The organism is Geosporobacter ferrireducens, from assembly GCF_001750685.1.
GTDB lineage: Bacteria > Bacillota > Clostridia > Peptostreptococcales > Thermotaleaceae > Geosporobacter > Geosporobacter ferrireducens.
This window is the reverse complement of sequence record NZ_CP017269.1, coordinates 2,273,689-2,294,969: the sequence shown is the minus strand read 5'-3', so window position 1 is coordinate 2,294,969 and position 21,281 is coordinate 2,273,689. Positions and strand designations below refer to the sequence as shown.

The following is a 21,281-nucleotide window of genomic DNA, read 5'->3' as shown; positions in this document are numbered from 1 at the left end:
AGAACACCTCCTTATATGAATATGTATATAAGAAGGTGGCAGGTATAATGACATAAATGATAAGTACTATTCTTTACGTTCTTTTAAGTACTCTTCTTTTTGGTAAATTAAAATTAACTGATCCAACTCTCTGCTGACGTTTATGATTTCTTCAAGGTTTACATCGAGAGAATTTTCCTCAATCAGCTTATAAAGCTTTTTACGCAGCAGTTCAATTTCCAGGTACAACTCTGTAGCAGCAGTCATCACTACACCTCTCTCTTGTACAATAATACTCTCATCATTTTATACTAAAAAAAAAGAGATAGCAAGATGATTCATAGAAACAAGTGCATAAAGAACAGCTGATATTCCCATACTATTGAATAGAGAATATTCAATAAGGAGGAATTATCATGGCGCCTTTAAAGAGTGGAAACGTCATGGTCTTAGTAGCATTGACCGTTATTACAGTTCTTGGTATTATCAGTATGACGCCTCAAGAGAATGGTTTTATACCCAATCATATGACGGGATATCTTCCTTATGGTGAGCTGGGAGATAGCGTCCAGGTAAACCCTCGGGAAGATTTATACTTTGATGATTTTATTGTAGGAGAACAGGCACAGGATCAACCGGTTATCGATGATGCAACGTTACAGCGGTTTATTCAGGTTTACATAGAAAAAATCAACACAGGAAATGTGAATAAAGGTATTTCTATCGAAGATCAGGAGCGGGTGAGGAATCTGTTAGAGGGAATAGGATATGATAATGCAATGCAGTTAAAGACTGTTTTGAATCAAGAAGTTACTGAGGATGTAGTTCGAAAGGTACAAGATATTTTATATGATAATCTGTTTGAACATGAGTTGAATTTACTGCACAGTTTATTGGCCAAATAAAAAGTAAATCCGAGAGACAGCGCCCCTCGGATTTACTTTTTACTTATTTTGTGTACATTGGAAGTATTTCATAAGTTACCTGATCATCGTTTACAGTAAAGCGCATATACTGAAGTTGGGTAAAGATATCATAGTCATTGTTTTTTGGAAAAGCCTTTAAAGAGACATAGCGTATGCCTTCTTCCGGTGTTACGGCAAAGCCGTTTGTACTCGGTGTAAATACCCAGATGTCTGCATTTTTGTTTTCTTTGGCTTTCTTAAGTGTATCCTTAAAAAGTTTTTCTTCTAATGGGTCTTTGAAGGCAAGCGATTTTGGCAGCACTACAAATACACTGCCTGCGTCTAGATTTTCCATCGTTTTCAGGAACCAAGACCATTGAGATACATTGGTTTCGCGCAGACCACCTTTTGTGTTATCCAGCTTTATAAAGAGGCTGTTTTTATGTTTGGTGGAGGCATAGCCGCTATTGCCTAGGAATACAGGATTCTTTAGGGCCTTGCTGAGAGAAGGATCTACTGCCTCTGTAAAAAGACTCATCTCTGTCTCTTTGTTGGCCAACTCAGCCATTTTGGTTACAGCCATATTGTCTTGGAGTGTATCAATACCGCTTACCAATCCATGGGCAAAGAACCGGAACGAATTTTCGCCTTTTAGTTCTGCTTTTACATTTCTCTTATCGGCGGTACTTGCAGGAGCAGGGACTGTTCCTTGGTAGCTTATAGGATAAGAGGCAGTCAGTTGATCGATTAAGATACTTCCTGTATTTTTAATCAATGGATCTGTTTGTACCACATAAATTCTTTCAAGCTTGATCGGTGCTTTCATCGTGCTTGGGATATTGGCTTCTACATATTTCCACCCCTCCCAATCGATGCTGGAACTCAGATCGATGGTTTGCGCTGTACCGTCAGCTCCTACGGCCTTAGCTCTTAACCAATGTCCGCCACCCTCATTGCCAAATACCCACATCCCAATTTTTGAAGGTCTTTGTTCCAACGAAATGCCGCCATTGTTAAAGACGAGGTAGGCCGCCCTTGTGGCATCGGTTGTAGTAAAATCATAGGATAACTTACCGGAGAAATTCCCTTCCTTCGCAATAGAAGCCAATTCATAGCTTCCTTTGACTTCCGTCGGGTAGGAGAGGAAAGTACCACTGAGTTTTTCAAAATTATCGATTACCCGGTCCTGTGTACCTACTGTTGCAGCAATATATGCCTCTAGATTTCCATAGGTGGCCTGAATCAAACCAGTGGCTCCTTGTGCTGAGGCTCTAAAAAATCCTCTGTCATCCATTGTACCCAATCCGGCAGGGATCGAAAAGTTTAATTCTCTAGGATGAATGGATGCACTATAACCATCTCCATTAACCAAAGTTGCTTGAATCTGTTTTTCGGCATTCGCGCCTAAGTTCAGGGTAGCCGGAGACAGGCTGAGACGTACCGGGTTGTCCAATACACGGAGTGCCAAGCTTGCAGCAGTGCCATCGTATTGCGCTGTAATCAAGGCGCTTCCCGCAGTCGTAGGACGGAAGCTGTTGCCCTGTACAGTGCCTTGGACCCCGGATACTTCCCAGGATACTCTGCTCCAATCTACATTCAGAGGATTATGGTTTTTATCATAGGCTTTTAATGTCAATTCTCTGGAAGTATTGACAAATACATTTTTATCTTGGACTTCAAGGATGATGCCCGACAAATCTGTTATTGGAGCGTTGTTCACAACGCCGATTCCATTCATCAGGCGTCTTTCACCGCCATCAGAAAGATTGTTGGCGATTTTTTTATTGTTCTCCCCCAAAGGTCTGACGATCATTTCGGTAGAACCGCCGCCGTCCAGATTCATGGCATCATAGGCACCGAGATAAACCATAATATTGGCTAACTCCTGCTGGGTTACCCCTGTATAGGAGGAAGTACGGCCATCAATGGTTACAAGAAGAACCTCCTGCTTGTCCCTGGAGATTCCCAAGGCCGTTCTTGGATGGCTTCCTGTGATATTATGGGTGAAAGTAGAAGCAGCAACACCATTTTTTACCAGGGTTGCACCGCCGCCAAGGGTCAAGGACAGATTATTTAAATCCGGTTCAGCAGTAAAGGACAGAGATACGGGATCTTCCACCAGGAGAGATTGGCGGATACGATCGGAACTGCTGCTGGAAGTCAAGATTACATAACCATTGGCAGGAATGGCAATGCCATCTGCAGAGGCTGCTGCGATTTGTTTTACTGTATCATTTTCGACTACCAGATATGTCGGATTTGTAAGGTTTTTGTGGGGGGCTGGTGCTTCTGCTCCCCATTGTGGTGTATAGAGAATTACAGAGCTATTATAGTCGGTTTCTTTGTTGACAAGACCGACGTTTAGTGCAAGTCCATTATTGTCCTGCAGTTCTATTTTTGCGTATACCCAAGGGGCGATATAGGGCATGCCCTCATTGGTAATATTAAAGGTTGCCATCTGATCAGGCTTGGAGAATGGGGTTGCAAGCAACTGACCGTCTTGAACCATTGGCCCGATAGTAGAAGAATTATTGGTCATGAAAAAGTCTCCATTGATAGCACCAACAACCCTTTCGTTTTGACTTACCATTTCAGATAGTCTTGCTTTTTCACTTAATCCATTGGGGCCCATTAGCAGGTCTATTGTATTGGAAGGCTCCGACAGAGAGATGCGCAGGACGTTAATGTTGAGCCAGCCAGCATCGGTAAACCGCTGAATATGCTCATGGATGACACCCTTTGCGATCGTGGTTGTGTTCCTGTTTTCATAAATAGAGGTAGTCCAGTCCGCATAGACAAGGGCATCCAGGTTAATAGAAAACAGGGTAACGAAGGTTAGTAACAGTGTGAAAAGTCTTTTGCGATTTAGCATAGATCATTGCTCCTTTCTTAGGTGATAAATGTTATATGTACAGTATTTAGTTGTCCGGTAAAGCTTACATCTGAAAACACCGCCCTAATTAAGACGTAAATCATTGGAAAATGTTTCAGCAGCTCTTGAAAAGATTTGTTCATGTAGTTGTCCCCCATGTTTTCATTATACCGAAAGAACCGGGTTTGTTATATTAAGATACTGTTACAAAAGCATGGAGAAGTTTCCAATTAATGGGATAAAATTTTTGAAAATTCATGTTGCATTTTGAGTTCTTGTAGCATATAATAGTGTAGTGACAAAAACGGGGTGTAGCGCAGTTTGGTAGCGCATCTGGTTTGGGACCAGAGGGCCGCGGGTTCAAATCCTGCCACCCCGACCATTTTTTCGGCCCATTGGTCAAGCGGTCAAGACACCGCCCTTTCACGGCGGTAACCCGGGTTCGATTCCCGGATGGGTCACCAATTTACGTGAGGGATAAAAAGCGGGTTGAAAGTTCTAAAGAGCTTTCAATCCTTTTTATTTTGTTTATACATACTTTGGCAGATAAATAAAGGTTCATAAAAGCTGAAGATTCCTATATAATGGTTTTAAGGAAATATAGATGCAGGAAACAAATACTTTGTGGTTCTGAAAAATACTAACTGAGGGAGCTAGGGATGAGTACAATTTTGGATTTTTTGACAAAAGAGATTATGGTGCTGATGGTTGCTGCCATGCCGGTAATGGAGCTTCGGGTGGCGATTCCTATGGGCGTATCGTTGGGAATGAGTCCCCTGCATGCAATGGTTTTAGGCATTGTAGGAAGCATGATTCCGGTACCTTTTTTATTGCTGTTCTTAAAGCCTATTTTTAGGAAGCTTCGTAAGATGCCCGCATTTAGAAGATTTGTAGAATGGGTGACCCATCGAACTTTGAAAAAAACAAGCCGGATTCAAAAATACAGCCTCTGGGGACTGCTCCTTTTTGTTGCTGTACCCATCCCAACCACTGGAGTGTGGAGTGGATCCATTGCAGCCTCTCTGCTGGATATGCGGGTGAAGCCTGCTTTTGCTGTTATTTTTGCAGGCAATTGTATTGCTGCAGTGATTATGATGACCTTAAGTCATATGGCGATAAGATTTTAGATATGGGAAAAAATGAATAATCCAAGTAGGAGATGAAGCCAATGAAGTCAAACAAAGCACTATTTACACTACTATTATTTTTTATCGTTCTATTCACCTCATCCTGTGGACTTTTACAAGACCTGGAGGTACAGTTACAGCAAAATAATGGCCAAGAGGCCGGTCTGCTGGAGGTACATTTTATCGATGTGGGACAAGGGGATGCCATATGGATTAAAGCACCGCAGGATCAAAATATACTGATAGATGCAGGTGGAAACCGGTATGGCGACAAGGTGGTAGAATATCTAAGCAATCATGGTGTTGCAAATCTTTCGGCGGTTATTGGGACACATCCCCATGAGGACCATATTGGAGGATTGGATCGCGTAATTGACCACTTTGCGGTAGAAAAGGTATATATGCCAAAAGTGCTTCACAATACAAAAACCTTTGAAGATGTATTGGATGCCGTAGATCGGAAAGGACTTAAAATCAGTACCGCACAAGCGGGAGTGTCTCTAAATCTTCAAGGGGTGGATGCCTCATTTTTAGCACCGGTGTCTGAAAAATACAAGGAGTTGAACAACTATAGTGCAGTACTGCGTCTTCAGTACGGCAGCCAGGTGTTTTTATTTATGGGCGATGCAGAGGAGCTGTCAGAGAGCGAAATGTTGGGAGCTTATCCGCAAACAAAGCTTAAGGCAAGTGTATTAAAGGTGGGACATCACGGCAGTAAGACGTCTACAGGAGACGAATGGCTCAAAGCCGTTGATCCCAAGTACGCAGTGATTCTGTGCGGCAAGGATAATTCCTATGGACATCCCCATAAAGAGATCATGGAGAAACTAGAAGAAAAGGGAATTGAAATCTATCGAACCGATGAAGATGGCACGGTTGTTTTCCGGAGTGACGGAAAAACAATTTCTGTGAAGTGAGGAGTGAATCAGTGATGTTTGTGTTGGATCGGATTGAGGAAGAAACGGCCGTAATAGAATGGAATGGTCAGACGATTATGCTGCCGTCAGCTTTGCTGCCGCTGGGAGCCAAAGAAGGGGATTTGCTCGAAATCTTTCTGAAGATTGATCATGAAGGGACCCGGCGGCGAAGAGAGCGAATCGAAGAAAAGGCAAAACGGCTATGGGAGTAAAATAATTGTTGACTTTTTATTTTGAAAGTGATAACATGTTTTTTGGCGAAATTGAATAGAAATCTTGATGCCTTATCAAGAGCGGCGGAGGGGATAGGCCCTATGAAGCCCGGCAACCGGTAGAATTACGCGGTGCTAAATCCTACAGAACTTGTATTCTGGAAGATGAGGACAATACTAACGACAGCCTCTTCTTGTAATGAAGAGGTTTTTTTTATTGGATTTTAGGGTAGAATATTTTTGTGGTTGCTGATCCAAATATATGAATACCTTATTACGATTTACATAAATATAAAAAGATAATCAAGGAGGTTAACAAATGACAAGAAGATTATTTACTTCAGAATCTGTTACAGAGGGGCATCCTGATAAGATATGTGACCAGATTTCCGATGCCATATTAGATGCTATTTTTGATCAAGATCCAGGAGCCCGTGTGGCAGCGGAGACATCTGTTACTACAGGATTGGTTCTGGTTGCTGGTGAAATTACTACAAAATGTTATGTAGACATTCCAAAGGTAGTAAGAAAAACGATTGAAGAAATTGGTTATACCCGTGCGAAGTACGGCTTTGACAGCGATACTTGTGCAGTATTGACTTCTATTGATGAACAATCTCCTGATATCGCTATGGGTGTAGATGAAGCACTTGAACGCAAAAAAGGAGAAATGGGAGATGAAATTGAAGCCATCGGTGCCGGCGACCAAGGAATTATGTTTGGTTTTGCCTGCAACGAGACCCCTGAATTAATGCCGCTTCCAATCGCATTAGCCCATAAGCTTGCAAAAAGATTATCCGAGGTTAGAAAAAATGGTACATTAGAGTATTTAAGACCAGACGGGAAGACACAGGTTACGGTAGAATATGAGAATGACAAGCCGGCACGCATTGATACCATCGTAATTTCCACCCAGCACAGTCCTGAGGTAAATCAACCGCAGATCGAAAGAGATATGATCGAACATGTAATTCGTAAGATCGTGCCTGCAAATCTGCTAGATGAAAAAACAAAGTACTACATTAATCCGACAGGCAGGTTCGTAGTGGGTGGACCACAAGGGGATGCCGGATTGACAGGAAGAAAGATCATTGTGGATACTTATGGCGGTTATGCAAGACACGGCGGCGGTGCTTTCTCCGGAAAAGACCCTACAAAGGTTGACCGTTCTGCTGCTTATGCTGCAAGATATGTAGCAAAGAATATTGTAGCTGCCGGTTTGGCAGATAAGTGCGAAATCGAATTAGCCTATGCCATCGGGGTAGCGCAGCCGGTATCTATTTTGGTAGAGACTTTTGGAACAGGAAAAGTAGCAGAAGAAAAATTGGTGGAGTTGGTGAAAAAGCACTTCGACTTAAGACCTGCTGCCATCATCCGTGATTTGGATTTAAGACGCCCGATCTACAGACAAATTGCTGCCTATGGACACTTTGGAAGAACAGACCTGGATCTAAGCTGGGAAAGAACGGACAAAGCAGAAATCCTTAGAAAAGAAGCATTCGAAGCTTAAAAAAACCCAACCTAAAGCTGACTTTTAAAAAGTCGGCTTTTTCTTTTTTTGCATATCTCCGCTAAAATGGCTGTATACCATGGGATTCTGAGGACCGGTCCTCCAAAATTTTGGAGGAAGATAAATGAAAGATGATATCCAATCTTTAGTAGACAGCGCACAAAAAAATGAAGCAGATGCTGTTGCTGAATTGATAGAGCGTTTAAAGCCTTTGATCCATGCATCTGCGAGAAGATATTACTTTGGAGCGGAAAGCCGGGAAGACCTGCTGCAAGAGGGCTGTCTAAAACTGCTGGAACTGCTGGACAAATTTGATGCTGCAAAAGGAATTCCCTATCTAGGCTATGTGAAAGTGCAGCTGAAGTACTTCTATATGGAGAAGGGAAAACGCAGTAAAAAAGAGACTTCTTTATATGATGCCGGAGATCTGCTGGAAAAGGAAGCTCCATTCATTGAAAGGTTGCCTGATACAAGCAGTAATGTTGAGGAACGGCTGGTGCAGACAGAAACTCAAATGGCTCTTGCAGCAGCAATACAAGAGTTGTCAGCCCATCAGAGGCGGGTGATACTGCTTTATTACGGTTGTGGTATGGACATGCGCCGGATTGCAAAACAGCTGGGGGTACATTATCAAACAGTAGTCAAAACCAAAGAAAGGGGACTAAAACGGTTGAGAGAAAAATTGATAATGAATATTTAAAATGCGTACTAAACATCACCTCTAGTTGCCATTTAACTAATGAAAGGAGGTGATGAGCATGCCGGTAAATGTAACCCCACTAGATTCAAAGTTAAAAATTACTTTCAGCCTGGGAACAGACAGCAATGGAAAAGAAATGACCCAAGTCAAGACTTACACGGGCATCAAAGCTTCTGCAGCTGATGAGGATGTTTATAGCATAGCGGATATCCTTACGAGTTTGCAGTCAAACGATGTAATTCGTGTGGGAAGGCTGGATGAAAAGGAAATGACCCAAGCTTAGGCAATTGGGTCGCCGAGCTGGCAAATAGAAAGGGGGTGAAATTGTGAGTCAAAAAAAACTGGAAATGGTATTTAAAAATCAGTTGGGAAGAACGAATAAAATCACTGTTGAAAATGCTAAAATAGATTTATCGGAAAGTGATGTTCAGGCGGCTATGCAGACGATCATTGAAAAAAACATCTTCAAAACCAGCGGAGGAGATTTCGTAGCCATAGAAGGGGCTAAAATCATTACCACAAATGTAGAAGAATTGGTATAGTAATAGCTCGGAAAGTGCCTTGAAAGCAAGTATTTCAAGGCACTTTCTAAAAAGTTTTAGATTTTTTGTATAACCCGTAATATCCATTGTGTAAAGGGGTTTCAAGGAGGGGCAAGATGGAGGAAATCTATTTTCACATAGCCAATCTGGGATTTCCCATTGCTGTTTCGATCTATCTGCTGGTACGGATTGAGGGGAAGCTAGAGAGTCTCAGTGCAAGTATAAATGAATTATCCAAAGTAATTGAAAGCCTTAAGTAAATAAAAGGAACAATTTTGGAAAATTTCAAAATTGTTCCTTTTATAGTAGACATAAAAAAAGCAACAGAGTATAATAAAAGAAGCAGAACATATGTTCGAAAAACAAAGTGAGGTGATGACATGGAAAATATAGTAGAAATTTTTGAAATGGGAATATGTTGTTTGATACCGATTTACCAGCAAAATACAGGAAATGCTACGAAGCTGATTACAGATCAGGGGACATGTTTTATTGATAAAAGGATGATTAAAACAGTATTGAAATTGCTTTGCAAACACTACACCATACATATGGAATCTTGTAGAGAAAAATATGGGACGATCATCCACCGGCAATTAGGCGTGCCTTTGCCGATTCATTCCAGATTATTATTAATACCCTTAAAAATGAGAAAGCCTATGTTCGGAAAGGATGGTGCCTATGGATATGTAAATCTATACGGCATAGAAAGCCTGGAGGAACAGAACGGATATACAGTGATCTGCCTGCAATCGGGGATAAAGGTTCCAAGTCTTCACAAATTACAGACGGTAAGGCGGCAAATCAATCAGGCCAAGCTGGTAGCAGGCAATATTCCAACCGTACAGAGTGGCGAAGGTGTAAGGGAGGCGTTGGATGTCTTTTATGAAACCTGTGAGCATCCAGCCACTAAAGCCGACATTGCCATACTCACAAAGGAGATACTGGAGCTAAGGCGGGTGCTGAAAAAAGGAACGCTAATCCATAGAAATGAAGAATTGAAAATTAAAAGTGAATAATATTTTATAGATGCGTGACTTTCACCCTATGCTATAATAAAAATATATTATTATCACTTTAGATTTTTGCATGGAGGCATTTATGACCATAGAAATTCAAGGAGTCTTGACCGATATTGTCTTTTATAATGAGGCTAACGGATATATTGTCGCTGTAGTAGATACAACGGATGAAGATATTACAGTGGTAGGATACATGCCGATTGTCAATAAAGGAGAAACCATTGCTTTTAGCGGAAAATGGATTGTTCATCCAGTCTATGGAAAGCAGTTGGAGATCCTTAGCTACAGGCAGGTGGCACCTAACACCCTAGAAGGGATAGAGAACTATCTGGCTTCTGGCTTGATCAAGGGAATAGGCCCTAAAACTGCTAAGAAGATTGTGGACGAGTTTGGTAAAGATGCACTGGATATTATTCAATACAGACCTCATTTGCTGACGCAGATTGAAGGAATCGGAGCGGCAAAGGCCAATTTGATTGCAGAGGCTTTTCAGGAGCAGCGGGAACTGCAGGAGGTAATGCTTTTTTTGCAGCAATATGGTGTAACGCCAAACTATGCAGTAAAAATATACAAAAAATATGGTCAAGAAACCATCCGACTGATACAAGAAAATCCTTACCGATTGGCTGACGATATTATCGGAATTGGATTTAGAATCGCAGATACTATCGCGAAAAGAATGGGCATTGATCCCCGTTCAGCCTATCGGCTTATGTGCGGATTAAAATATATGCTGATGCAGAGCAATCTAGAGGGCCATACCTATACGCCCCGGGAAGAACTTCTAAGAGAAACTGCAAGGCTCTTGGAGGTAGAGATGGCTTTGCTGGAAGAACCTCTTATGAATTTGGCTCTCAATAATGAGATTCAATTAGAAAATCTAGAGGGTGAGATTGTCGTGTTTGGACTGGCATACTTTTTTGCAGAAACCTATGTCTGCAAAAAGCTCATAGAGTTAGCAAAAACAGAAATTCCTCCCATTGGAGAAAATATCGACGCACTTATCACAAAAATGGAGAATGAAGAAGGGATAACACTGGCAGACAATCAAAAACACGCAATCAAAGAAGCTGCACAAAACGGGGTGTCCGTGATTACTGGAGGTCCGGGAACGGGAAAAACAACTACGATTAATAGTATTATTCGGATGTTTGAAATGAATAACCTCAGCATTGTGTTAGGAGCACCTACGGGCCGTGCTGCCAAAAGAATGAGTGAGGCGACTGGAAGAGAAGCTAAAACCATTCATCGCCTTCTGGAGTATGCCTATGCAGAGGATGATTTGGGGATGGCTTTTGGAAGAGATGAGGATGAGCCGCTGGCGGCAGATGTAGTAATTATTGATGAGATGTCTATGGTGGATATTTTGCTGATGAAGGCACTGCTGCGTGCCATACTGCCGGGTACACGATTGATATTGGTTGGAGATGTGGATCAGCTGCCCTCCGTAGGACCTGGAAATGTACTGCGGGATATTATTGAAAGCAATATATTTAAAGTCGTTAAGCTAGATAAAATTTTCCGTCAGGCCCAGGAAAGCATGATCATTGTAAATGCCCATCGAATCAATAAAGGAGAATATCCTTATACCAATCAAAAAGAGAAGGACTTTTATTTCATATCAAAGAAAAAGCAAGAGAGTATTGCAGAAACTATACAGGCATTGTGTAAGGAGCGTCTGCCTAAATTTAACGGATTTGATCCCATTAAAGATATCCAGGTTCTCACGCCTATGAAAAAAGGCGTGGTAGGAATGCTGCAGCTGAACAACCAACTTCAGGCAATTTTAAATCCAAAAGGCCCATATAAGGAAGAAAAGGAAATGAAGGAAAAGCTCTTCCGTGTAGGGGACAAAGTAATGCAAATCAAAAATAATTACAATCTGAAATGGAAAAAAACAGAGGATGAAGGAGAGGGAGAAGGCGTCTTCAATGGAGATATGGGATATATTCAGGGCATTGATGCCGAGGATAGGGAAATGTGGGTACTCTTTGATGATGAAAAGCTGGTAAAGTATGATTTTAGTCAATTGGACGAGCTGGAGCTGGCTTACTGCATCACGATTCACAAAAGCCAAGGTAGCGAGTTTCCAGTAGTGGTAATGCCGGTGAGTTGGGGGCCTCCTATGCTGCAGACGAGGAATCTGCTCTATACTGCTGTAACGCGAGCTAAAAAATTGGTAGTTATGGTAGGACAAGAGGGCTGTCTAAAAAACATGGTGGATAATCACCGGATCACGAAGCGTAATACCGGTTTAGGAATTCGCTTGAGAAGATTTTTAGAAGATAGATTGATCGAATTTTAAGGAAGTGGGTATATAAACAATATAAATTAGAGATGTTCAGTTGATTATGGAGGCGTATTGCTTGTTGAAAAATAAAAAAAATAAAAAATTGCACAGGATTGCCGGAGGATTTGCAGCTCTGATTGTACTCTTATTGAGCATTACTACATTTTCCCAATGGGACTACGGCGGTGTGTTATGGGTTGCTGTTATAGCAATCATCTATAATGCTTTGTTTTTATGTTTTAAGCTGACCAATATTTCAGAACAGAAAAAAAACCAAATTATTCTGGCGGGGAATTTTTTGATTGCTAATTTATTCCTCATTTATACAAAGGGATTTGAAAATAATGCCTATTTGCTTGTTTTTATTTTTACCATTATAGCTGTTACGGTGCTTTATGGATCGAAACGGGGGCTTGTGGCGCTTCCGACCTGCATGCTTCTCTCTCTGCCGAAGGCAATCGGCAGCATGGTCACCTGGAATTTTATGTTGATGCATCTGAGTCTTTATATGGGAGCCTTTTTCATAGGCAGAGCGATCCATTATCAGTGGTATAAAACAAGAAAAGCAGATAGAAAAGCACGTCAGAAAAATATAATTGAACGAGAAGAGGACAAGCTCTTCATAGAGCATGTTGGCACGGGAATGCGCACGGCAGGAAAAAACAGCCCAATGGATCACCAGCCCCAGGTCGGTGTGACGCTGGATGGCCTGACGGGACTGCTTTCCTATAATGCTTTTTATAGAAAATTAGGCGAGATGGCTCAGAAGGCTCTAGAAACCAATGAAAAATTCTTTTTGTTGATCATAGATATTGATCGTTTTAAGTTAATCAACCAATACTACGGTTATGCTGTGGGAGATAAAATTCTAGCAGAAATCGGCAACGTAATAAGAGATTTTGTTGAAGCCAGCGGCATTGCAGGCAGACATGGCGGAGAAGAATTTGTTGCTGTGCTGCATGATGTTGATTACGAGAAAGCAGGTACCCTGGCAGATCAGCTCCGAATGCAGATTAAATCAGTACCTAAGCGTATAGACGCATTAGACAATCAGAAGGTGGAAATATCCGTGAGCATCGGCATGGCCTGCTATCCTGAGGCAAGCAACGATATCCATAACCTTGTAAGTATTGCAGAAATTAAGATGCACAAGGGAAAAGGATTAGGGGGCGATCGTGTAACAGCATAGGATGTCCGAGTTATTGTGAACGCAGTGAAGAATCTGAAAACTTGTAAGCTGCACTTTTTAAAGGAGAGATGCTAATGGAAGCATACAAATCTCTATGGAATTTAGTTGATGGACTATTAGATTTTGTCTATCCCCGCAATATTGAATGCATCCTTTGCAGAGACCCTATCGAAAAGAAAGAGAAATACGCTATCTGTGCCTCTTGCAAGAAAAAGATTCATTTTGCGGAGGAAAAGACCTGCAAGAAGTGTGGCAAACCGTTGGAGGAGTTATATCTGCCGGAGCTTTGCCATGACTGTATGATGACAAAGCATTTCTTTACCCGGAGCTATACATGTGTTGTTTATGATGAAGAGATCAAAACATTGCTTTATCGGTTGAAGTATGGGAAACAACGGTATCTGGCCTATCATATGGCAGAAATGATGACCGCAAAAATTAAAGAGAAAGAGCTGGAGCAGATGCATTGGATTATTCCAGTACCTTTACATACTGCTAAAAAGCGGCAGAGAGAGTTTAATCAATCAGAAATTATCAGCCAATATATTAGCCGGCAAACTGGATGGCCAATGGATGAGAAAAATCTGATCCGAATTAAGGACACAGCTACACAAAATAAATTATCGCGGGAAGAACGGAAGATCAATATGAAAAACGCTTTCCAAATTTTGAAGCCTGAGAAAATTAAGGCTAAAAAAATCCTATTAGTTGACGATATATATACTACAGGAAGTACATTGAACAGCTGCAGCAAGGAGCTGCTTCGGGCCGGAGCGCTAGACATTTACGCAATCACCTTTGCAGCGGGGAAAAATATATAGATTAAGTAAAATCAATATATAACAATTGAATTGGAGGGCGTACAATGGCAGATATTCGAAACTGCAGAAAATGCGGACGGATTTTTCAGTATGACGGGTTTAACAAAAACTGTGAGCGATGCAGAAAAAATGAAGAAGAAGATTTCAGAAGAGTAAAGGAATATTTGTATGATAATCCAGGGGCTACAATTTCAGAGGTTTCTCAGGAAACCGAAGTGGAAGAGGATCTTATCTTAAAATACTTGAGACAGGGCAGGCTGGAGATTACCGGTGAAGGCGGCTCCCTCGTACTGGACTGTGAAAGATGTGGAAGAGCGATCCGAACCGGAAGATTTTGTGATCAATGTGCGGAAGAAATGGCTAAGGAGATGAGAGGTGCATTTAAGCCTCCAGAGAAGGAAAAACAAAAGGTAGTGAACAAAATGTTTATTACGGATATGAAAAAGAAAAGATAATCGTATAAAAGGGGTAAAGGAATCCCCCATCAATGCCGATACTATGGATAGAATAGTGGTAATGATGGGGGTGTTTTATATGAAGATTACAAATAATCCAAATATACAAAAGGTATTAAATGTATACCGGAAGAACACAGAGAGTGTTTGTAGAAGCGGTAAAACCGCGCAAGAAAAAGACAAGGTAGAGATTTCTGAGCAGGCCAGGGCATTTCAAGTCGCATACAATGCCTATAAGAAACTGCCGGAGGTCAGAACAGATAAAGTAGAAGAAATCACGAAGAAAATACAATCCGGCAATTACAATCCTTCAGCGGAGGAAATCGCCGAGAGCATGTTTGATAAGAAAATATAAGTAAGGATATAAAGATTTCCTGAGAAGGAGGAGCAGTATGTCAAAATCTGTTGAGCAGTTAATTACTGTCTTAAAGAGGGAATATGACATTTATCGAGACTATATAGACCTGGCAAAAAAGAAAAAAGAAATTATTATTAAGGGAAATATCAAGGAACTGGATCATATTACGGGGTTAGAGCAGGATATGATTTTGAATATGGGTAAGGTAGATAAGATTCGTGTAGCCATTGTTGGAAATCTGTTAAATGAGCTGAAAGTAAAGGAAGTCGGGAGTATCGGTGAACTGGTACCCTACTTGGAGGAGCAGGACAGAAGCAAGCTAATAGGCTTAAAGGATAAGTTGGATAAGGTGCTTCAAGAGATTCAAGAATTGAACGAATTAAATGGAAAGCTGATTCAACAGTCTTTAGAATATATCGATTTTAATATCAATCTGGCCACCAGTGCCAATACCCAGGGAAGTACCTACGGAAACCGGGCAGATGAGAAAAATGTAAAAAACAAACCAAATGTATTTGATGTAAAAATATAAAAGATATAAAAGGTGGGATGAATAGATGTCAACTTTTTTCGGACTTAACATTTCCCGTTCGGGACTTTTTTCCAGCCAGAGGGCATTGAATGTTGTAGGGCACAATATTGCCAATACCAATACACCGGGATATACAAGACAAAGGCTGGAAGTACAGGCATCCAGGCCTATGACGCTTCCAAATGGAAGGGGTATGCTGGGCACAGGGGTAGACGATATCCATATTCGAAATATACGGGATGAATTTCTGGATATGAAATTCAGAAGTGAGCACCACTCTTATGGGAAATGGAATGTGCGGGCAGATGTATTAGCCAATATAGAAGTCCTTATGAACGAACCGACAGATGCAGGAATACGTACCGTCATGGATCAATTTTTTGCATCTTTTCAGGACCTAAACAATGAGCCTGAAAGCTTAACGGTACGCGCACTGGTAAGGGAACGGGCCATTGCATTTACGACTACGATTAATCATATGAGCAGTCAACTGGAAAAAATGCAGAAGGATTTGGATTTTAGTGTAAAAACCACTGTAGATGAAATTAATGGTTATGCCCGGCAAATTGCGGATCTGAACCAGCAGATTTTCAGCTATGAGGTGGACGGCAGTAAAGCCAATGACCTTCGGGATCAGAGAAATCTTTTGCTGGACAAATTATCGGAACTGGTGAATATAGATGCTTTTGAAGACCATCAGGGAAGAATGACCGTACTGGTAACAGGAAAAGCCTTGGTTTCACATAACCGCTGTTCTGAACTGACAACACAAATGAGAAAGGACAAGTTAAATAGTGTAGATGTTCCCGGGCTTTGTGATGTCGTTTGGAAAGATGGCTCTACCTTTAATCCGCAGGGCGGAAAATTAAAAGGATTGTTAGACTCTAGGGATCATGTAAGCGGGGATACAAAAGGAATTCCCTATTACATGGAGCAATTAAACACCTTTGCCAAAACTTTTGCAGCACAGGTAAACGCTGTGCACCGGCAAGGATATGGGCTGGATGGCAGTACAGGAATAGACTTTTTCGAAATGGGCGGAGGCGAATTTGTAGATGTTTCTGCACAGATCGCATCCAAAATGACAGGACCGCCGCCAATGACAGAAAGAGAAGCCATACTGGCGTTGGAAAAAGAAAATGGAACAACTTTAGGCGCATCCTATACCCAGATCTCTGTTGTAAAAATGGATGGAAAGTATTATGCAACCCCACAGGTAACCGCTTCTACCTTGAAGATTTCAGCTGCCCTAGAGGGAGATGCAGGCTTAAATCTTATTGCGGCCAGCAGTACCTATGCAGGCCTGCCGGGAAATGGCCAAAATGCCTTGAATATAAATTTGTTAAAGGACATGGCGGATATGTTTGATTGGGGAAAACCGGAAGACTTTATAAAATCCCTGATTTCCAACTTGGGTGTAGACTCACAGCAGGCACAACGGTTTGCAGATGGACAGGCCGTCTTACTTTATCAGATCGAAAGTCAAAGGATGTCTATATCGGGGGTATCCTTGGATGAAGAAATGGCTGACATGATTAGATTCCAGCACGCATATAATGCCAACGCCCGAATGATCACAACGATTGATGAAATGATTGACGTGATCGTTAACCGAATGGGATTGGTAGGCAGATAAAACATTTGCCGGGTAGTTGCTGAAGGAATAACTTTGTATACTACATAGGTTAACAATCAGAGCGGAGTCAGGGGGACGGTTCGAGCGTCACCGAAGCATAGCGAAGGTCCGGAGGGAAGAGGATGGAACTGTCCCCCTGGCGAAGCGGATGTACAAGTTAAAAAGTAAAAACCAACTTTTTCACGAAATGGAGTGAATACGAGATGCGGATCACCAACTCGATGATGATCAATACAATGATGAGAAATCTAAACAAGAGTTATACCCGGATGGATAAGCTGTACCAGCAGGCGGCTACAGGCAAGAGAATACAGGTTGCCTCTGATGATCCTGTTGCCATGGCAAGGATTTTGACCATTTCTTCAGAAATTTCTGCCAGCGAGCAATATAAGAAGAATATTGACACGGCTCTATCCTGGATGGAGACCACGGAAACAGCCCTTACCCAGCTAAAGGATGTAATCCAACGGGTAAGGGAGCTTACCGTTAGAGGCGCAACCGGCAGCTTATCCGATACGGATAAGGCAGCAATACAGGCAGAAATCAGTCAGTTGAAGGAACAGGTAGTAGCTATCGGTAACGCTACCCATACAGGCCGGTACATTTTTGCGGGATATCAGACCGATGTGGCACCTTTTAAACTGGTAGAGACGGAGATGGGTACGAAGCTGACCTATAATGGGAAAATGATCAGCCCGGGAGGGATCGCTTTAGGGGTTGATGCAGCAGATTTTGCAGCATTTTTAGAAAACCCTGATAATATCGAAACTACCTATGCACAGGCTGCCGATGCCATGCGGATTGAGATTGGCATGAGCAACTTGGTTACAGTAAATATTACGGGACCGGAACTTTTTGAAAAAGGCTTTGGCGGAATATTTGAATCCCTGACCAAACTGGAAAATGTATTATTGGGTCAAGAAGAGTATATGCATGGTTTTGTAGATATGAAGTTTTCCACTACACTGCCTACAAGCGGACTTGATCTGGACAATTCAGATGGGACAAAAACCTTTAACATCGAAATGGGCGGCGGCGTATTTCAACTAAACCTGCCGAATAAAAATCCTATTGAAGCGGAAGATATTCAAAAAGCCATCGATGCCAATGAATATCTAAAGAAAAATGGGGTTAAAATCGTTGATGATGGTGCTAATAATTTTATTATTACAGCCGATGAAAAATTCACTATAAAGGCAGGAACCTTGGGGACTACAACGGATGCAACACCAGCAGGAGCGGTATTGGCTCCATTGGTAGTGAGTGACCGGCTATCAGGAACTGTCAGTGCCAGTGATATTTCAGGATTGGAAATTGATGATGGAACAACCCTACATACGATCACGCTTCCAGCAGGAGCTACCTATAATTTGGATACCTTGTCAGGAAGAAATGCCTTCATAAAAGATTTGCAAAATGGACTGCCTGCCGGAATGAAAGCCTCCTTTACAGAGGACAACCGGCTAATGATTACAGGAGAATACGGCAGTTCCTTTGAGATGACGGCCAATACCGCTGCAGTTGCCCTTGGCTTTACGGACACAACATCGGCAACGCCTATAGCATCAGCAACATCGGTTATAAAAACAGAAAAACTGGATACCAGTGCCATGCTTGATGATCTCGATAAGAACCTGGAAAATATATTAGGCAAGCTTTCAGGAATCGGAGCAAAAACCAATCGCCTTGAGCTGGACCAAAGCCGGTTGGAGGATACGATTATCAACCTGAAAAAGCTATTGTCAAAAGCAGAGGATGTAGACATGGCAGAGACAATTATGAATTTTAAGATGGAAGAAAATGTATACCGTTCTGCATTATCCGTGGGGGCTAGGATTATTCAGCCAACTTTATTGGATTTTCTACGCTAACAGGTTTGGGGTGAGATTATGAATTTGAGAATTACTTCTCAATTTGCATTGATTGGAATTCAAACAACCTTAGGGAAAATGGAGATTCAACAGCCAAAGGCAGAGATGCATTTTAATACAGAGCATGCCAAGGTAGAAATTCATTCAGAGCAGATTCAGGTGCAGATTGACCAAACTATTCCGTTTGCAGAGGCAGGCTTGAAAAGCCCTATGGATGAGAGCCGGGATTTGGCAGCTTTTTCAAGACAGCGGGCTATGGAGGCGATCGCCCATATATCCAGACAGGGCGATGAATTGGGTGCCATAGAGAATAAAACAAATCCAGTGCCTGACCAGGCCATAGAAAATGCGTTTGAACGGATTCAAGTAGAGACGAATATAGACCTTATTCCGAAAACAAGACCGAAAATTGATTTTATCGGTGGAAATGTAGATATTCAAGTTAAAGAAGGAAATCCAAATCTAAGAATAGAAGTAAATAAACCAATTGTTCATATTGAAAAAAACAAGGTAGAGGCTTACCTAAGACAAAGAAACAGCATTCAAATAGAGTATGTAGGTAAAGAATTGGATCTATCGATTAAATAAATAATTAAACATTAAATAGGGAGGAAAAGATTTCTCCCTTTTGCTGTAGGAAAAGATAGAGAGGAGTCAAACATATGATACTTCAAACAAAGAATTTTGGCGAAATTGAGGTAGAGAAAAGTAAGTTTATCACCTTTGAGAGCGGTTTATTAGGATTTGAAGAAGTTAAGCAATATGTTTTTCTATCAAACCCGGATCAGGAAAATCCCTTTCACTGGATGCAGGCTATAGAGGATCCGAACCTGGCCTTTGTCATTACTGATCCCTTTCTATTTAAAAAGGATTATGAATTTGAAATCCCGGAAAAGGTTATGGCGGAATTGGATATAGCAAAGATTGAGGATGTAGCAGTATATTGCATTGCGGTAGTGCCGGAAAATATACGAAAAATGACCATTAATTTAAGAGGACCTTTGGTGGTTAATACAGAGAGAAAAATAGGTAAGCAAATTGTCCTTGATGGAGAAGCCTATGATTTAAAACACTATATATTTCCTGATGCAAAAGAAAACAATAAGGGTTAGGAGGGATAATATGCTGATCTTAACCAGAAAAAAAGACGAGAGCATTATGATTGATGAGCAAATTGAAATAAAAATCTTAAGTGCCGAAGACGGGAAAGTAAAATTAGGCATTGCAGCACCGAAAAATATATCTGTACTGCGGAAAGAGATTTACATGGAAATCCGGCAGGAAAATCAAAAAGCTGCGGCAGGACAAGTAAATATCGAGGAATTGAAAAATTTACTAAAAAAATAAAAGAAAAAAATATAAATATCGCTAAAGTTCTACAAAAATCCTTCCGATAATATGATTGAGAAGAAAAAATTCTCCGGCGGCCGACGGAGGATTGAAAAAATTTACCTTAGCAAGGATGCTAAAGATAACAAAATCAAGGAGGAATTTAAAATGAGTAACATGGTAATCAACAACAATATGCTAGCAATCAACTCCCACAGATCTTTAAAAGTAACTGGTGGAGACCAACAAAAATCAGTAGAAAGATTGTCATCCGGTTTGAGAATCAACAGAGCTGCTGATGATGCTGCTGGTTTGGCGATCTCTGAAAAAATGAGAGGTCAAATCAGAGGTTTAAACCAAGCTTCCAGAAACTCTCAAGATGGTATTTCTATGATTCAGACTGCAGAAGGTGCATTGAATGAAACACATGCGATCCTTCAAAGAATGAGAGAGCTTGCTGTACAAACTGCCAATGGTACATACCAAGATACCGACCGCGAACTGGCTCAAAAAGAAGTTGCACAATTACAAGCTCAAATTGACAGCATTGCTAATCAAACAAGCTTTAACCAACAAAATGTTTTGAATACTACAGCTACAGTAACATTACAAGTAGGCGCTAATGCTGGAGAAACAATTAGCTTTGCTCTTGTTAATGCTTCATCAGCTTCATTAGGTGTAGACTCTGCTACTGTAAGTGTGGGCAATCAAACTGCTGCTTCCGCTGCAATTACTGCCATCAATAATGCTTTAATAAGCGTAGCTTCCTTTAGAGCAGATCTTGGAGCAGTACAAAACAGATTAGAGCATACGATTAAAAACGTAGATGTAGCTGCAGAAAACCTGCAAGCTTCTGAATCTCGTATCAGAGATACAGACATGGCAAAAGAAATGATGCAGTACACCAGAGCAAACATTTTACAACAAGCTGCTACAGCAATGCTAGCACAAGCAAATCAAGCACCACAAGGAGTATTGCAGCTACTCAGATAATAAAAAAGTTTAAAAAAGAGG

25 protein-coding genes, 2 tRNA genes and 1 riboswitch are annotated in these 21,281 nt (G+C 41.3%); of the genes, 24 read left to right on the top strand and 3 right to left on the bottom strand.

Translation table 11 applies throughout. The annotated features are described in order from the left end of the window. Positions 1 to 66 precede the first annotated feature (66 nt). Positions 67 to 246, bottom strand: coding sequence for an aspartyl-phosphate phosphatase Spo0E family protein (locus Gferi_RS10880; protein WP_069976350.1), 180 nt, complete (start codon positions 244 to 246; stop codon positions 67 to 69). 149 nt (positions 247 to 395) lie between these two features. On the opposite strand from Gferi_RS10880, the gene Gferi_RS10875 reads away from it, so the two are divergent. Next, a complete protein-coding gene (locus Gferi_RS10875) occupies positions 396 to 884 on the top strand; it encodes a hypothetical protein (RefSeq protein ID WP_069976348.1) in 489 nt (162 codons plus the stop codon). A gap of 43 nt (positions 885 to 927) precedes the next feature. Here the strand turns inward: Gferi_RS10875 and Gferi_RS10870 are convergent, their stop codons facing one another. Both Gferi_RS10870 and Gferi_RS29030 read right to left on the bottom strand, forming a co-directional pair. Further along, a complete protein-coding gene (locus Gferi_RS10870) occupies positions 928 to 3,756 on the bottom strand; it encodes a phosphodiester glycosidase family protein (RefSeq protein ID WP_069976346.1) in 2,829 nt (942 codons plus the stop codon). Positions 3,757 to 3,773: 17 nt separating this feature from the next. Then, entirely contained in the window at positions 3,774 to 3,899 is a 126-nt protein-coding gene (locus tag Gferi_RS29030) for a hypothetical protein (RefSeq protein ID WP_257785992.1), read from the bottom strand. A gap of 162 nt (positions 3,900 to 4,061) precedes the next feature. On the opposite strand from Gferi_RS29030, the gene Gferi_RS10865 reads away from it, so the two are divergent. From Gferi_RS10865 to Gferi_RS10755, 23 genes are all read left to right on the top strand, one after another. Then, a tRNA-Pro gene (locus Gferi_RS10865) sits at positions 4,062 to 4,138 on the top strand. Positions 4,139 to 4,145: 7 nt separating this feature from the next. After that, a tRNA-Glu gene (locus tag Gferi_RS10860) sits at positions 4,146 to 4,220 on the top strand. A gap of 195 nt (positions 4,221 to 4,415) precedes the next feature. Then, the gene (locus Gferi_RS10855; protein ID WP_069976344.1) at positions 4,416 to 4,883 is read left to right on the top strand and encodes a COG2426 family protein; all 468 of its coding nucleotides are present in this window, start codon (positions 4,416 to 4,418) and stop codon (positions 4,881 to 4,883) included. 41 nt (positions 4,884 to 4,924) lie between these two features. Next, positions 4,925 to 5,800: a ComEC/Rec2 family competence protein gene (locus tag Gferi_RS10850; protein ID WP_069976342.1), complete on the top strand. Its 876-nt coding sequence runs from the start codon at positions 4,925 to 4,927 to the stop codon at positions 5,798 to 5,800. Positions 5,801 to 5,814: 14 nt separating this feature from the next. Continuing rightward, positions 5,815 to 6,012 carry a DUF3006 domain-containing protein gene (locus Gferi_RS10845; RefSeq protein WP_069976340.1) on the top strand — a complete coding sequence of 66 codons (198 nt, stop codon included), beginning with the start codon at positions 5,815 to 5,817 and terminating at the stop codon, positions 6,010 to 6,012. Between the two features lie 69 nt (positions 6,013 to 6,081). Then, positions 6,082 to 6,184, top strand: a riboswitch (SAM riboswitch). 147 nt (positions 6,185 to 6,331) lie between these two features. Beyond that, positions 6,332 to 7,522: a methionine adenosyltransferase gene (gene metK / locus Gferi_RS10840; RefSeq protein ID WP_069976338.1), complete on the top strand. Its 1,191-nt coding sequence runs from the start codon at positions 6,332 to 6,334 to the stop codon at positions 7,520 to 7,522. 124 nt (positions 7,523 to 7,646) lie between these two features. After that, positions 7,647 to 8,222, top strand: coding sequence for an RNA polymerase sigma factor (locus Gferi_RS10835; RefSeq protein ID WP_069976336.1), 576 nt, complete (start codon positions 7,647 to 7,649; stop codon positions 8,220 to 8,222). A 58-nt stretch (positions 8,223 to 8,280) separates the two neighbouring features. After that, positions 8,281 to 8,505 (top strand): DUF1659 domain-containing protein, encoded by a 225-nt coding sequence (locus tag Gferi_RS10830; RefSeq protein WP_069976334.1) that lies wholly within the window; start codon positions 8,281 to 8,283, stop codon positions 8,503 to 8,505. A gap of 43 nt (positions 8,506 to 8,548) precedes the next feature. Further along, entirely contained in the window at positions 8,549 to 8,764 is a 216-nt protein-coding gene (locus tag Gferi_RS10825; RefSeq protein WP_156782377.1) for a DUF2922 domain-containing protein, read from the top strand. A 116-nt stretch (positions 8,765 to 8,880) separates the two neighbouring features. Then, complete coding sequence (locus Gferi_RS10820; RefSeq protein WP_069976331.1) at positions 8,881 to 9,024, top strand: YvrJ family protein; 144 nt, start codon at positions 8,881 to 8,883, stop codon at positions 9,022 to 9,024. A 120-nt stretch (positions 9,025 to 9,144) separates the two neighbouring features. Beyond that, entirely contained in the window at positions 9,145 to 9,783 is a 639-nt protein-coding gene (locus Gferi_RS10815; RefSeq protein WP_069976329.1) for a hypothetical protein, read from the top strand. A gap of 82 nt (positions 9,784 to 9,865) precedes the next feature. Next, positions 9,866 to 12,091, top strand: coding sequence for an SF1B family DNA helicase RecD2 (recD2, locus tag Gferi_RS10810; RefSeq protein WP_069976327.1), 2,226 nt, complete (start codon positions 9,866 to 9,868; stop codon positions 12,089 to 12,091). 61 nt (positions 12,092 to 12,152) lie between these two features. Further along, a complete protein-coding gene (locus Gferi_RS10805; protein ID WP_069976325.1) occupies positions 12,153 to 13,265 on the top strand; it encodes a GGDEF domain-containing protein in 1,113 nt (370 codons plus the stop codon). Positions 13,266 to 13,339: 74 nt separating this feature from the next. After that, positions 13,340 to 14,086: a ComF family protein gene (locus Gferi_RS10800; protein WP_069976322.1), complete on the top strand. Its 747-nt coding sequence runs from the start codon at positions 13,340 to 13,342 to the stop codon at positions 14,084 to 14,086. Between the two features lie 44 nt (positions 14,087 to 14,130). Further along, a complete protein-coding gene (locus Gferi_RS10795; RefSeq protein WP_069976320.1) occupies positions 14,131 to 14,541 on the top strand; it encodes a TIGR03826 family flagellar region protein in 411 nt (136 codons plus the stop codon). 79 nt (positions 14,542 to 14,620) lie between these two features. Next, the gene (gene flgM / locus Gferi_RS10790) at positions 14,621 to 14,896 is read left to right on the top strand and encodes a flagellar biosynthesis anti-sigma factor FlgM (protein WP_069976318.1); all 276 of its coding nucleotides are present in this window, start codon (positions 14,621 to 14,623) and stop codon (positions 14,894 to 14,896) included. 37 nt (positions 14,897 to 14,933) lie between these two features. After that, positions 14,934 to 15,431 (top strand): flagellar protein FlgN, encoded by a 498-nt coding sequence (locus Gferi_RS10785; protein WP_069976316.1) that lies wholly within the window; start codon positions 14,934 to 14,936, stop codon positions 15,429 to 15,431. 25 nt (positions 15,432 to 15,456) lie between these two features. Further along, positions 15,457 to 17,067 (top strand): flagellar hook-associated protein FlgK, encoded by a 1,611-nt coding sequence (flgK, locus tag Gferi_RS10780; protein WP_069976314.1) that lies wholly within the window; start codon positions 15,457 to 15,459, stop codon positions 17,065 to 17,067. A gap of 203 nt (positions 17,068 to 17,270) precedes the next feature. Beyond that, a complete protein-coding gene (gene flgL, locus Gferi_RS10775) occupies positions 17,271 to 18,938 on the top strand; it encodes a flagellar hook-associated protein FlgL (RefSeq protein WP_069976312.1) in 1,668 nt (555 codons plus the stop codon). 18 nt (positions 18,939 to 18,956) lie between these two features. Further along, positions 18,957 to 19,526 (top strand): DUF6470 family protein, encoded by a 570-nt coding sequence (locus Gferi_RS10770; RefSeq protein ID WP_069976311.1) that lies wholly within the window; start codon positions 18,957 to 18,959, stop codon positions 19,524 to 19,526. A 74-nt stretch (positions 19,527 to 19,600) separates the two neighbouring features. Further along, on the top strand, positions 19,601 to 20,050 hold the full coding sequence (gene fliW, locus Gferi_RS10765) for a flagellar assembly protein FliW (RefSeq protein ID WP_069976309.1): 450 nt from the start codon (positions 19,601 to 19,603) through the stop codon (positions 20,048 to 20,050). Between the two features lie 10 nt (positions 20,051 to 20,060). Next, a complete protein-coding gene (gene csrA / locus Gferi_RS10760) occupies positions 20,061 to 20,285 on the top strand; it encodes a carbon storage regulator CsrA (protein WP_069976307.1) in 225 nt (74 codons plus the stop codon). A 150-nt stretch (positions 20,286 to 20,435) separates the two neighbouring features. After that, positions 20,436 to 21,260, top strand: a complete 825-nt coding sequence (locus tag Gferi_RS10755; RefSeq protein ID WP_330389659.1) for a flagellin N-terminal helical domain-containing protein — start codon at positions 20,436 to 20,438, stop codon at positions 21,258 to 21,260. Positions 21,261 to 21,281: the final 21 nt, after the last annotated feature.

What these genes read in the sequence shown, in the direction of transcription:
- flgM (WP_069976318.1), top strand. Translation starts at nt 14,621, where the DNA reads ATGAAGATTACAAATAATCCAAATATACAAAAGGTATTAAATGTATAC.
- csrA (WP_069976307.1), top strand. Translation starts at nt 20,061, where the DNA reads ATGCTGATCTTAACCAGAAAAAAAGACGAGAGCATTATGATTGATGAG.
- Gferi_RS10875 (WP_069976348.1), top strand. Translation starts at nt 396, where the DNA reads ATGGCGCCTTTAAAGAGTGGAAACGTCATGGTCTTAGTAGCATTGACC.
- flgL (WP_069976312.1), top strand. Translation starts at nt 17,271, where the DNA reads ATGCGGATCACCAACTCGATGATGATCAATACAATGATGAGAAATCTA.
- recD2 (WP_069976327.1), top strand. Translation starts at nt 9,866, where the DNA reads ATGACCATAGAAATTCAAGGAGTCTTGACCGATATTGTCTTTTATAAT.
- Gferi_RS10795 (WP_069976320.1), top strand. Translation starts at nt 14,131, where the DNA reads ATGGCAGATATTCGAAACTGCAGAAAATGCGGACGGATTTTTCAGTAT.
- Gferi_RS10855 (WP_069976344.1), top strand. Translation starts at nt 4,416, where the DNA reads ATGAGTACAATTTTGGATTTTTTGACAAAAGAGATTATGGTGCTGATG.
- Gferi_RS10800 (WP_069976322.1), top strand. Translation starts at nt 13,340, where the DNA reads ATGGAAGCATACAAATCTCTATGGAATTTAGTTGATGGACTATTAGAT.
- Gferi_RS29030 (WP_257785992.1), bottom strand. Translation starts at nt 3,899, where the DNA reads ATGAACAAATCTTTTCAAGAGCTGCTGAAACATTTTCCAATGATTTAC.
- Gferi_RS10830 (WP_069976334.1), top strand. Translation starts at nt 8,281, where the DNA reads ATGCCGGTAAATGTAACCCCACTAGATTCAAAGTTAAAAATTACTTTC.
- flgK (WP_069976314.1), top strand. Translation starts at nt 15,457, where the DNA reads ATGTCAACTTTTTTCGGACTTAACATTTCCCGTTCGGGACTTTTTTCC.
- Gferi_RS10835 (WP_069976336.1), top strand. Translation starts at nt 7,647, where the DNA reads ATGAAAGATGATATCCAATCTTTAGTAGACAGCGCACAAAAAAATGAA.
- Gferi_RS10845 (WP_069976340.1), top strand. Translation starts at nt 5,815, where the DNA reads ATGTTTGTGTTGGATCGGATTGAGGAAGAAACGGCCGTAATAGAATGG.
- fliW (WP_069976309.1), top strand. Translation starts at nt 19,601, where the DNA reads ATGATACTTCAAACAAAGAATTTTGGCGAAATTGAGGTAGAGAAAAGT.
- Gferi_RS10820 (WP_069976331.1), top strand. Translation starts at nt 8,881, where the DNA reads ATGGAGGAAATCTATTTTCACATAGCCAATCTGGGATTTCCCATTGCT.
- Gferi_RS10770 (WP_069976311.1), top strand. Translation starts at nt 18,957, where the DNA reads ATGAATTTGAGAATTACTTCTCAATTTGCATTGATTGGAATTCAAACA.
- Gferi_RS10880 (WP_069976350.1), bottom strand. Translation starts at nt 246, where the DNA reads ATGACTGCTGCTACAGAGTTGTACCTGGAAATTGAACTGCTGCGTAAA.
- Gferi_RS10755 (WP_330389659.1), top strand. Translation starts at nt 20,436, where the DNA reads ATGAGTAACATGGTAATCAACAACAATATGCTAGCAATCAACTCCCAC.
- Gferi_RS10850 (WP_069976342.1), top strand. Translation starts at nt 4,925, where the DNA reads ATGAAGTCAAACAAAGCACTATTTACACTACTATTATTTTTTATCGTT.
- metK (WP_069976338.1), top strand. Translation starts at nt 6,332, where the DNA reads ATGACAAGAAGATTATTTACTTCAGAATCTGTTACAGAGGGGCATCCT.
- Gferi_RS10815 (WP_069976329.1), top strand. Translation starts at nt 9,145, where the DNA reads ATGGAAAATATAGTAGAAATTTTTGAAATGGGAATATGTTGTTTGATA.
- Gferi_RS10870 (WP_069976346.1), bottom strand. Translation starts at nt 3,756, where the DNA reads ATGCTAAATCGCAAAAGACTTTTCACACTGTTACTAACCTTCGTTACC.
- Gferi_RS10785 (WP_069976316.1), top strand. Translation starts at nt 14,934, where the DNA reads ATGTCAAAATCTGTTGAGCAGTTAATTACTGTCTTAAAGAGGGAATAT.